We start from the raw sequence: 10,089 nt of genomic DNA, 5'->3' as shown, positions 1-10,089 counted from the left end.
AAACAGAAGCGCCGTTCCGCCGCTCTTCCAGAAGCTGTCCCCGGACATCATAAGCATAGGAGAGATCCAGCGCATTATTCCCTGCGGTGATTTCGGAAGTGATGCCGCCCAGAGCTGCCTGTGTACCTGCCTTCGCCGTGCGGTTTCCGTTGCCGTCATACCGGTATGCAAAGGAGAGCAGGACATTTTCTCCTGCCTTGGTTTCCAGTGTGCGGATGTTACCGTCACCATCGTAGGTATAGGCGGTCTCCACACCATTGCCATAACGGATATGGCGGATGCGGTTCAAAGCATCGTAGCCGTAGCGCACTTCCAGTCCGTCATTGTTGTAAATACGGCTTCTGCGTCCTAAGATATCGTACTCATACCGGGTGCTGACTCCTGCGGGATCCATGATCTCCGTGATCTGCCCTGCCCTGTCATGGGTATAGGAAACTAAGCGTTTCCCGTTGGAACGCTTCTCTTTCAGATTACCATATGCATCGTAGATGTATTCATAGGACTTCCCGTCACAGACGGCACGGGTCACCCGGCCCAGACTGTCATAGTGCCAGGTGCTGATGTTGGTGTGCTTTCCTTCCGCATCGGACGCCTTCTCATACACAGGCTGACCGAATACGTTGCAGGCACGCTGTAGCTGTCTTCCATCCCGGTCGATGTGCAGGGACAGGTTGCCCTCCTCGTCATACCGGAAGGTCTCTGTATCGCCCAGCTGGTCAATTCTCTCGCTGACCTTGCCGAGACTGTTGTAGCGGTACTGCACCGCATTACCGTTACCGTCTATAGTCCTGCTGACCTGCCCGGCGGGGGTGTATTCATAGCCTTCCTTCACCCCGTCCGCAAAGCCAATGCCTGTGATGCGTCCCCAGCTGTCCACGTCATAGGAAATGGGATTCCGGTTGCCGTCCACAACTCCCGTGATCTGCCCCCTGGCATTATACTCATACTGTTGGAGGGTGCGCTGATGGTTCCCCGAACGCCGGACATCCTTGATCTTTCCATCCAATTCGTAGGAAAGCTCTGTCCGGTTTCCAAACGTATCCTTTTGGATGACCGGCTGATTCCGCAGGTTGTAGGAAAGCTCCTGTACCACTTCACCTAATGCATTGGTGGTGCGGAGGCGGTTGCCGCGGCTGTCATAGGTGTAGGCTGCGCCTGCCCCGTCATCGTTTTCCGGCTCGTAGCCGTAGGGACTGATCTCTTTCCGCAGCCTGTCATTCCGGTCATAGAGATAGCGGGTCACCCCTCCTGCCGGATTGGTTCTGTGGGTCGCCCGGTCTTTCAGGTCATACCGGGTGCTGCTCTCCAGACATTCCCCGTCCGTTCCCAGAATGGCCTGTTTCAGCACATTTCCGGCCGCATCATAGGCATACTGCACCCGTCTGTCGATACCGTTCTTTCTGTCAAGGACTCTCTCCCCGGTCAGGCGGTCGTCCGCATCGTAGCTTCTGTGGATCTCGGAGCCCTTCGGGGTGGTGATCTTTGTCAGGTTGCCGTTGGCATCGTAGGCATATCTTGTAACGGCGGCCTGTACCGGGCCGTTGCCCTGGATTTCCTCCGTCCGCTGAACAAGCCACCCGTTTTTATTGTAGGCATAATGAATAACACTATGAACACCGTCCGCAATGACACGCTCTTCCAGCGTTACATTTCCCAGACAGTCATAATCGTAGCGCATTTTTGCCCCAAAGTCATCTTTCACTACATTCAGATGATTGTTTTTATCGTAGGAAAAATGGATCCGGTGCCAGCCATCCGGCTCTCCGTCCCGTTCTACTTCCTGTTGTCCGTAGGCCTCCTCCACCTTATTGCCCTGACTGTCATAGGTATAGGCGATGACACGGTACAGCGCAGGATCGGTCTCCTGCACTTTTATCTGTTCCCGGATCTTCCAGCCCAGATCATTATAGGTATAGAGGACCTCCTTTCCTTCGCCGTCCACTTCCCGGAGGATCTGTCCGTGCCCGTTGTACTCGTAGGTGTGCAGGATGTTCCCCCCGGGATCCTGTACTTCTGTCATCCGGCCGCAGGCGTCATAGGCATAGCGGTAGCCATTGCCGTCATCCGAATCTGCATCATAAGATTCCGGCTGTACCTGTTTGATCATGTTGCCGTCCGCATCATAGAATCTCCGCTCCACGCCTCCGTCCGGATAAAGGATACGGATGCAGTTCCCGTCAGAATCGTACTCATAGCGGGTTCCTTCTCCCTCATCGCCTTTCAGGGCATAACTGACCGGATGGATCCGACTGGTGATGTCCCCGTCAAAGTTACGGAATACACGGTGATGTTCCTGCAGGGGAGATATGGTATCTACCACACGTTCCAGAAAATCGTGGCGGTACTCATAGCCGCTCTCTTTCTTTTCCCACTGCACGGGTGGATAGTAAGTGGTCAGATTGCCCATGCGGTCATAGAATCTGCGGGTGGTGTAGCCTTCCCCGTCGATGCGGCTGGTGACAAAGTTTCTGGAATTGTAAGCCAGCTCCACCGTGCCGTAAGTATTGCTGATGGACAGTCTGCGGCCTACGGTATCGTAGCCGTAGGCGGTCTCCTCCCCCTTCGGCGTAATGACACGGCTGGGGTATGCCCGGTTGGCTTCATATTCCTTAAGGCTTTCGTTTCCGAGGGCATCCCGCTCCAGAATGCATCTTCCCCTGAAATCATACTTCCGGGCCGTTTCTTTCCATTTGCCCTCTTTGATCTTTTCCATCGTCCTGACCGGATTGTGTTCCTGGTCATAAGTATAGAGGGTCTCTCTTCCGTCGCTGTCCCATGTATGTACCAGATCATGGTGCTCATTATATTCATGGTGCACTTCAAAGCCATCCGGGAATTAATCTAATAAAAATTCATTAACAATACATCATCGTTAAATAAACACTGTAGAAGACAATAGCACTTGTCAGAAATATCGTATCCGTCATTCCTCATCTCTTGTGTTATTTTTCCATTTTCCCGGGGCTTAGTGGTTTATATCCATCGTCTTTTTCGACTTGCTTAAACCCACGGTTCCCACCCTTTTATAAATTCTTCCAAAGATGGTGCAATTTTTCTCATTTTTCCTTTTTCGTCATCTGCAAATTTAACAACTCCTGTTTTTACCTCCACCACGACGTTATAATTTGCTTTCTGTTGTTCTACTCCAATCGGTATATGCGTTATTTTTCCATTTGAATCGGTATATGCATCTATTTTCCGTCTTAAACTTTTATATTCATCTTTTGGTTCTACAGAATTTATGCTGATTAAATAATTTTTAAATTTTATATCAATTCTCAAAAAATAATATGTACTGAAATATTCTACTATATCCTCATTCTTTTCAATTCCATATATCTCTAGCAATCTAAGAAAACTTTCATCCCGACCATATGGTATCGGTTTCCATTTACTATATCCTTCGGAATCAGTTTCACCTATATATATTGTCTGATCTATATTTTTCCTTTTAGGACATCTAGGTAAACCTACCGCTGTTTCTTCGTATTTTTTTAAAAATTTTTCAAAAAACATATCCATTTCATTTTTTACTGACATTATTTTATCTCCATTCTTATCCATTTTTTTGTTCGTATTGTCATAGACTTGATATTTTGAAGCATCTTCGAGAATACATCTCCATCTATCCCGTCCCAGATGCCATATTGTTTTTCTATATTATGAATTCCACCACTCCCCGGATGCAATCCTACAGGAATTGGCATAGCCTGACCACTACCTCCTACATGATGATGTATCAATTGTTGAAAAAAGGAAAAATCCTTGCCCTTGTAGAACGCCTTGCGAATTACAAGGTCTCAGTCTGCCTTTTTATCCATAACTTCAATGTCCCGTTTGATAACAACCAGGCAGAACGTGATCTTCGGATGATAAAGGTCAAGACCAAAGTATCCGGATGCTTCCGAACAGAGGAAGGTGCCAGAGATTATCTGAAAATCATGTCCTACGTTGGCACGGCACACAAGCAGGGACATAATGCTTACCAAGCAATCAAAAATGCAATCTCAGGTCACCCTGATTTCATCTTTGAGTAAATCTGGTTCTGAATAGTTACGTTTTGGTTTAGGTATTATGAAAAATTTTCATCCCCTTACACCCCTTGTGCGTGCCATTGTAACATGGACGTTTTAGAAGCGTTAATGAAATATTACATTTTTGTTACATTTTGTTTTGGATGCTCTTATGCGCACACTGAGGACTACTTTTGCTCTATAGTCATTGAACTACTCCATGGCCAAATCATGGTTAATTTTTAGATGGATCGTGTTCTTGTGTGGTGACATAAATAAACATTATATTGTACACATCACCTAACAATTAATTTCGAGAATACTTTTGAATTATTTTATTTAATCCCTCATCGTCAAATGATTTTATCTGTTCTTTCAGAGTTGACTCCCCCTCTATTTTGTCCAAATCCAATCCATGTTGTAACATCATTTCAAAGATTATATTATTATTTTCATTTATACTACCTAACGCACTTAATATAGGCGAAAAACCTCTTTTATCACTAATATTTGCGTCTGCACCTAAATCTAGCAAAATAGAAATCGCCTCGACAGAATGCACTTGACACGCCATATGGAGATACGATGTCCCTTGGGAATCTTGAAAATTTGGATTTGAAACTTTTTTTAAGTCCTTTAAAACTTCTTCCTTTTTTTCTATCCCTACATTAAGATGAGCTAATCGATAAAACATTTCATCTCTGTTAAATCTGTCTGTCATTTTCATTTTCTCCTTCATAGTTATTAATGTGGATCTTCGTATATATGACTTCTATTACTAGTAATATCCTGCCATCTATAAAAATCTGGATTGTTCATAAATTCATTAAATTGTGATTGAGTCATTCCCTGTGATTCTGCCCAATTTCTCCAATACCAATATTCATTACCTGTAGTATGTCCCAATTCGACATTGCTAGGATTGACCCATTTCCTACTTATTTCATCATATATCTGACCTGTCTTATAATTAACTTTAGTATTTGAATTTACTGCATCAATAGTACTTTGTCTAATATATGATCTATGCAAATAATGCTCTGAATTATTTGCTATTCCTACCTCTGTATTTGATGCAAACTGTCCATTCGGTCTGTGCCATCTGCCATTTGCATCCTGATAAAATCCAGAAGGTGTACCACTCTTACTATCATTCCCACCAACTTTATCACATTTTTCTTCACCATACCCACTTGGATCATAGTACACCACCGGATTATTCTTACAGTACGCATACAGGTTCAACCCGTCCCCGCGGTACTCATCCTCCTGCACAAACCTTCCAATCACCGGATTGTAAAATCTCGCCCGCAGATAATACTGCCCGCTGGTCTGGTCATACTGCTGTCCCGTGTAGAGGATTCTGTTGGGGAGTTCTTCCCTGCTGTTTTGGAGCACGCCAAACGCATCGTACTCGTACCGGTTTTCTATCTCACCACCTCTTCCAGTGATGTAGGCAGTGCTGTTCTGCTCGTCCAGATGGTAGTAGTGATAACCACTCTTTTCCCGGTTCCAGCCTGCTACTCCGTAGCCCGGAATATAGCGGCTTATGATATCGCCTTCTGGACTGCTCTCTGCGAGGAGTTCCCCGTTATGGTATGAAAAAGTTGCGACAGTTCCGTTTTCCACCATTCCGGCACGCAGATACTCTGCGTCATACCGGTTTTCCAGATGCTTTCCGTCCGGCATCGTCACGGCAGTCTGCTGGTGAAATGCATTGTATGCAAATACCACTGTTCCCTCTGCCCCGGCTGCTTCCAGCAGGTTTCCCTGCTGATCATAGCGATATGCCGTTTTATCTTTTTCAGAAAAGTGGCAGATTAACTGGTTTTTCCAGTTATAATGATACTCCTCCGTCCCGCTTTTATCCAGCTTTTTCAGGCGGTTTCCGCAGAAATCGTAAGAATATGCGGTTTCCTCCCCATCCCGGCTCTCACTTGTCAGACGATCCATAGAATCATAACGGTAGGATACCGCCAAATCCGTCAGACTGTCACCGGAAAGTATGCATTTCCACCACCATACAAAGGGAAACAAAATTGTTCCTCGGCGCTGACAATGAAGAAACAGCCGAATTAACCGTACCTATGTATGACTTTGGCGATTGGGCTTCTAAGATGAAAGCCTATCGCCAGAAAAACCATATCACACAACAGGAGCTTGCACAGCTTATGGGCGTAAAGCATTTTACACTTCGTAGCTGGGAACAAAAACAAGCAAAGCCACCTTACAATGTATGGCGGCTTCATAAACACTTATTTGATGATTCCATCAAGCTCACGTGATTTTAAGTTATCCAGTATTTTATCAATAACGGCTATCTTTTCATCCGTAGTTAGGTTAGAACTGTTTAGCCTGCGTTCCACCACCTCTAAATGAAACTCATTGATTTTATCGGAAAGGGCGTGAAAATCCATATTTTCTGGAACATGGATAATAACATTCTGAACACAATTTCTTTTCATTCACGCCCTCCTTTCGATAAACACCAGACACTTTATGTTATGAAAATGTCTGTATGTCCTATTCCATCTTATGAAGCTGTACGATTCTGGTGCAGCTTCATTTTATGTCATAAGCAAATCGAGCAGCTATGGCATAGCTCACGGGAATCCCACCCCTGCATGGTTCTCATGCAGCCGTACCCTTTGCCTGCGACGGTTTTTTCACGCTCGGACTGTGGCTGTACGGGAGTATCATTATCACGATAGGGAGGTCATGGCGGCAGCTCTGCCAAAAGCTGCATACGGAACGCTGACGTGAATCGCTCACTAATTCATCCCTCCTTTCGGGGTCATGGCGTGTCAGCCCGTCGGCTCTTTCCCTATCGAAACGTATTCGATTGCTTTATTCAGTTTTCAAGGAACAACGGAAAATGTTTTATTCTTCTCCGATTTCAAAGGATAAAATCTTCGCAATCAGTCTGGTTTCCATCCTGCGGCGTAAGGTTTCATCCACGACCATGTGCTGATTCCCGTATTCGTCTTTCATGGGGCGGAGGGAGCGTTTTGCGATAAAGCCGCTGTAATGCTTTACAATCTGGTTGATGGCCTCTGTATCGCCGTCCGTCGCCGCCACAATGACAGGAAAAGGAATCATGGGATATGTAGTCTTCATTCTTCGTTTCCCTCCATAAATTCTTTGATAAAGGCAAGTCCGCTGGTTCTGTGACGGTAAACCGTGGAACGGTTCAGTTTTAGCAGGTCTGCAATCTCTGTGTCGTTCATATCCATAAAATAGTACAGCAGGATAATTTCACGCTTCTTGTCCGTCAGATTCCTTAATGCTTCACTTAATAAATCGCTTTCCACTCCGACTGTGGAATCATTCAGCGTGAAGATATGAAAATCAGATGGGTAGCTGTCCACAGTTGCGAACTGACTGACGAGGTAATCGCCCATATCGGAAAACAGCGTTTCTCGTTTGGACTGTCTGGACAGGGCTTTCATATAGTCCTTGCGCTCGTCGTCCATAGCACGCTTGCAGATATAATCAAACTGATTTTCAATGGTTGTCTGAAAAGAAGATGGCTTCATAGTATCTCACCCCCTTTCTTGCCATGAAAGAGAGTGGATTGAAGTTCTTTGCCCCCTTTCGCACTAAGTCCCGACACGAAAGGGCTGCCAGTTGCATTGCTGGCAAAAAAACTTTGAAAAAAATTTCTGGCAACCAAAAAAGCACACAAACAGACTTTACAATCTGCTTATGTGCTTTATTAGTACCTGCTATGTATTGTGAAAAACCATATAGGTGGGCATTTTTATCTAATGTAGGAGAATGGCTTTTTTTAATGACATACCATTTGTAGAATTATGTCGAACGATTGTGTCGTGCATGGCGGCTACCTCCTTACGAGCCGCCGAGCTTTCATAGCTGACTTCAACACATCCTCCGTGGATTTCATTTAACAAACAAAAAAACGGCGGCTTTCTTCAAACCGTCGTCTGGATATAAAACTGATTTTGACACAAGAAAATCATGCTGCCAGATAACGGTTTTTTTTATTTGCCGTCTAGCAGTATACTTTTTTGTATAAATTGCATAATAGGAACTAAAAAACCTTATAATACGTTTTTCTATACCTGTCACTTATTGAACAGGAACAGTAAAATGTAAATAGGTGGTTTATTATGCGTAAAAAAGAAGATAAATACGATTTTAAAGCGTTTGGGCTTGCGATAAAAGAAGCCCGTAAAAAGCGAGGTTTAACCCGTGAACAGGTGGGCGCAATGATTGAGATTGACCCACGCTATTTAACCAATATTGAGAATAAGGGGCAGCACCCCAGTTTACAGGTGCTTTATGACCTTGTATCTTTATTGAACGTGTCCGTTGACGAGTTTTTCTTACCTGCCGCTGATCTGGTAAAGAGCACCAGACGCAGGCAGGTAGAAAGACAAATGGAAAATTTTACGGATAAAGAATTAATGCTTATGGAAGCTCTAGCAAATGGTATAAGTAAAGCGAAAGAAGCAGAGGAATAGTCAAATGTTCCCTGCTTCTCTTATTTTGCTTCTTAATTGCAAAATTGCTTTATACTGATAAATGAAGTATTTGATATATTTTGTAATTCAATGATTTTCGTGGTTCTCTCTCATAAAAGCGATACTCTACATATTTCCATTTATCAGGATTATATATTAGCACTTTACCTAAACACCTTTCAGAAGTTTTCAAGAAGCTTAATGGTGACATTTGATTTGATGGTAAAATATCATTTTCAATTTCCATAGCATATTGAGAATTATTAAATTCCTTACCCAAATCACATAAAAGCGGAATACCAATATTTATTCTCTGCCAGCCAAATGATTGTAAAATATTGTTATAGAAGCCCTCAAAAATAAATTTATTCATCCCTCCACTGTCATTCCATAGGTATAACGGTGAATATTCGTTATGGCTTTCAGATGTACCATCTTTTTCCTTAATTAGATATGCTTTAAACATTAAATCTTGAAAGCCATCTGTCTTATGACCATTATTTTTTACACGTTGCCTTATGTTATCCATATCATAATCATCCGGTAAAAAAATTTTATATTGCATTGCAATCATATTTATTCCTCCTCACTTCACTTCACATAACACCCTGTAAGTAGCTTTCTACTTACACTTTTATTATACATTTGCTCCTGCATGATGTATAATAGTTGTTAATGATGGTTGTTATCATTTTAAGTGATGGAGGATATGTTATGGAAAGTTTAGAATTAAGAATTTTCAGAGAAGTTGCACGTACTAAAAATATATCAAGAGCTGCCGAAAATATGGGTTATGTGCAATCCAACATCACAGCTCACATTAAAAAATTAGAAACTGAATTAAACACAACTTTGTTAATACGGCATAATAAGGGTGTAACGCTGACCGAAGACGGAGAAAAATTATTGCAATACGCCGAACAGATTATATCATTACTGGATAAGACTTTATATACATTCCATAGAGATATTAGACAATTAAAAATTGGAGCAACACAAACAATAGCCGGATATTTACTTCCTCAATGTTTGATTGAATACCAAAAAAAATTTCCTAATATCAATCTATCGATAACTACTTCTAATCAGCAAGAAATGGATAAACAGCTAGGGCAAAAATTATTAGATTGTGTTATCACGAATGACCCTCATGTATTCACTAATGCACAATGTATTTTTAAAATCAGAGAATATCTTTCTATTATAACACCTAAATTTTGTGAATCTATTTCCCAAATATGGCAGTTGCCAATAGTTGTTAACAACTTAAAGACTTGTCCGTATCGCAAAATATTAACGGATTTATTCTTACGTGAATCTGTATCATTCAAGATAATAGAACTTGATACAGTAGAATCTATTATTAACACGGTTGCTGTCGGCGGGGGAATTTCATTACTTCCCAAGAATATATTACGAAATAAATTCACTGTAAATGAGTTTGATATTCCAGAGGTTGAGCCTACCTCAATCAATGTATGGATTCATAAAGATTCTGTCCCGTCAGATTTTATAACATTTAAAGAAATTATAGAAAGTCTAACTTGTTATCAATAAAGAATAAGGCAGTAATCTGTTAGCGACTATCTGCC

At 42.6% G+C, this 10,089-nt stretch carries 13 protein-coding genes; 4 read left to right on the top strand and 9 right to left on the bottom strand.

Annotation, left to right across the window (positions count from 1 at the left end; all coding sequences use genetic code 11):
* From ACLTOH_RS00160 to ACLTOH_RS00150, 3 genes are all read right to left on the bottom strand, one after another.
* A partial coding sequence (locus ACLTOH_RS00160) for a hypothetical protein (protein ID WP_412223064.1) occupies positions 1-2,818 on the bottom strand: 2,818 nt, incomplete at its 3' end.
* 182 nt (positions 2,819-3,000) lie between these two features.
* Positions 3,001-3,540: a SecY-interacting protein Syd gene (locus tag ACLTOH_RS00155; RefSeq protein WP_182427210.1), complete on the bottom strand. Its 540-nt coding sequence runs from the start codon at positions 3,538-3,540 to the stop codon at positions 3,001-3,003.
* Positions 3,540-3,707, bottom strand: a complete 168-nt coding sequence (locus tag ACLTOH_RS00150) for a hypothetical protein (RefSeq protein ID WP_412223063.1) — start codon at positions 3,705-3,707, stop codon at positions 3,540-3,542. The genes ACLTOH_RS00155 and ACLTOH_RS00150 overlap by 1 nt, the downstream gene beginning before the upstream one ends.
* Between ACLTOH_RS00150 and ACLTOH_RS00145 the strand changes: the two genes are divergently transcribed.
* Positions 3,663-4,037 carry an IS66 family transposase gene (locus tag ACLTOH_RS00145; protein WP_412223062.1) on the top strand — a complete coding sequence of 125 codons (375 nt, stop codon included), beginning with the start codon at positions 3,663-3,665 and terminating at the stop codon, positions 4,035-4,037. The genes ACLTOH_RS00150 and ACLTOH_RS00145 overlap by 45 nt on opposite strands.
* A gap of 283 nt (positions 4,038-4,320) precedes the next feature.
* Here ACLTOH_RS00145 and ACLTOH_RS00140 read toward each other — a convergent pair whose 3' ends face one another.
* Together ACLTOH_RS00140 and ACLTOH_RS00135 are read right to left on the bottom strand one after the other, a co-directional pair.
* A complete protein-coding gene (locus ACLTOH_RS00140; protein ID WP_176863501.1) occupies positions 4,321-4,734 on the bottom strand; it encodes an ankyrin repeat domain-containing protein in 414 nt (137 codons plus the stop codon).
* 23 nt (positions 4,735-4,757) lie between these two features.
* Positions 4,758-6,050, bottom strand: a complete 1,293-nt coding sequence (locus ACLTOH_RS00135) for an RHS repeat-associated core domain-containing protein (RefSeq protein ID WP_412223060.1) — start codon at positions 6,048-6,050, stop codon at positions 4,758-4,760.
* A 50-nt stretch (positions 6,051-6,100) separates the two neighbouring features.
* Here ACLTOH_RS00135 and ACLTOH_RS00130 point away from each other — a divergent pair, with 50 nt between their 5' ends.
* Positions 6,101-6,298 carry a helix-turn-helix domain-containing protein gene (locus tag ACLTOH_RS00130; protein ID WP_412223125.1) on the top strand — a complete coding sequence of 66 codons (198 nt, stop codon included), beginning with the start codon at positions 6,101-6,103 and terminating at the stop codon, positions 6,296-6,298.
* Here the strand turns inward: ACLTOH_RS00130 and ACLTOH_RS00125 are convergent.
* From ACLTOH_RS00125 to ACLTOH_RS00115, 3 genes are all read right to left on the bottom strand, one after another.
* On the bottom strand, positions 6,269-6,478 hold the full coding sequence (locus tag ACLTOH_RS00125; protein ID WP_095904534.1) for a hypothetical protein: 210 nt from the start codon (positions 6,476-6,478) through the stop codon (positions 6,269-6,271). The two genes, ACLTOH_RS00130 and ACLTOH_RS00125, sit on opposite strands and share 30 nt — an antisense overlap.
* Positions 6,479-6,893: 415 nt before the next feature.
* On the bottom strand, positions 6,894-7,130 hold the full coding sequence (locus ACLTOH_RS00120) for a helix-turn-helix domain-containing protein (protein WP_021636444.1): 237 nt from the start codon (positions 7,128-7,130) through the stop codon (positions 6,894-6,896).
* Positions 7,127-7,549 carry a sigma-70 family RNA polymerase sigma factor gene (locus ACLTOH_RS00115; protein ID WP_069430743.1) on the bottom strand — a complete coding sequence of 141 codons (423 nt, stop codon included), beginning with the start codon at positions 7,547-7,549 and terminating at the stop codon, positions 7,127-7,129. Before ACLTOH_RS00115 ends, ACLTOH_RS00120 begins: the two co-directional genes overlap by 4 nt.
* Positions 7,550-8,143: 594 nt before the next feature.
* On the opposite strand from ACLTOH_RS00115, the gene ACLTOH_RS00110 reads away from it, so the two are divergent.
* Positions 8,144-8,497 (top strand): helix-turn-helix domain-containing protein, encoded by a 354-nt coding sequence (locus ACLTOH_RS00110; protein WP_412223058.1) that lies wholly within the window; start codon positions 8,144-8,146, stop codon positions 8,495-8,497.
* 49 nt (positions 8,498-8,546) lie between these two features.
* On the opposite strand, the gene ACLTOH_RS00105 is transcribed toward ACLTOH_RS00110, so the two are convergent.
* Positions 8,547-9,071, bottom strand: coding sequence for a DUF4865 family protein (locus ACLTOH_RS00105; RefSeq protein WP_412223057.1), 525 nt, complete (start codon positions 9,069-9,071; stop codon positions 8,547-8,549).
* A gap of 140 nt (positions 9,072-9,211) precedes the next feature.
* Here ACLTOH_RS00105 and ACLTOH_RS00100 point away from each other — a divergent pair, with 140 nt between their 5' ends.
* On the top strand, positions 9,212-10,054 hold the full coding sequence (locus tag ACLTOH_RS00100; protein ID WP_412223056.1) for a LysR family transcriptional regulator: 843 nt from the start codon (positions 9,212-9,214) through the stop codon (positions 10,052-10,054).
* Positions 10,055-10,089: the final 35 nt, after the last annotated feature.

The sequence above is a fragment of the Waltera sp. genome (genome assembly GCF_046969025.1).
Taxonomy (GTDB): domain Bacteria; phylum Bacillota; class Clostridia; order Lachnospirales; family Lachnospiraceae; genus Acetatifactor; species Acetatifactor acetigignens.
This window is presented reverse-complemented; position numbering and strand designations above follow the sequence as displayed.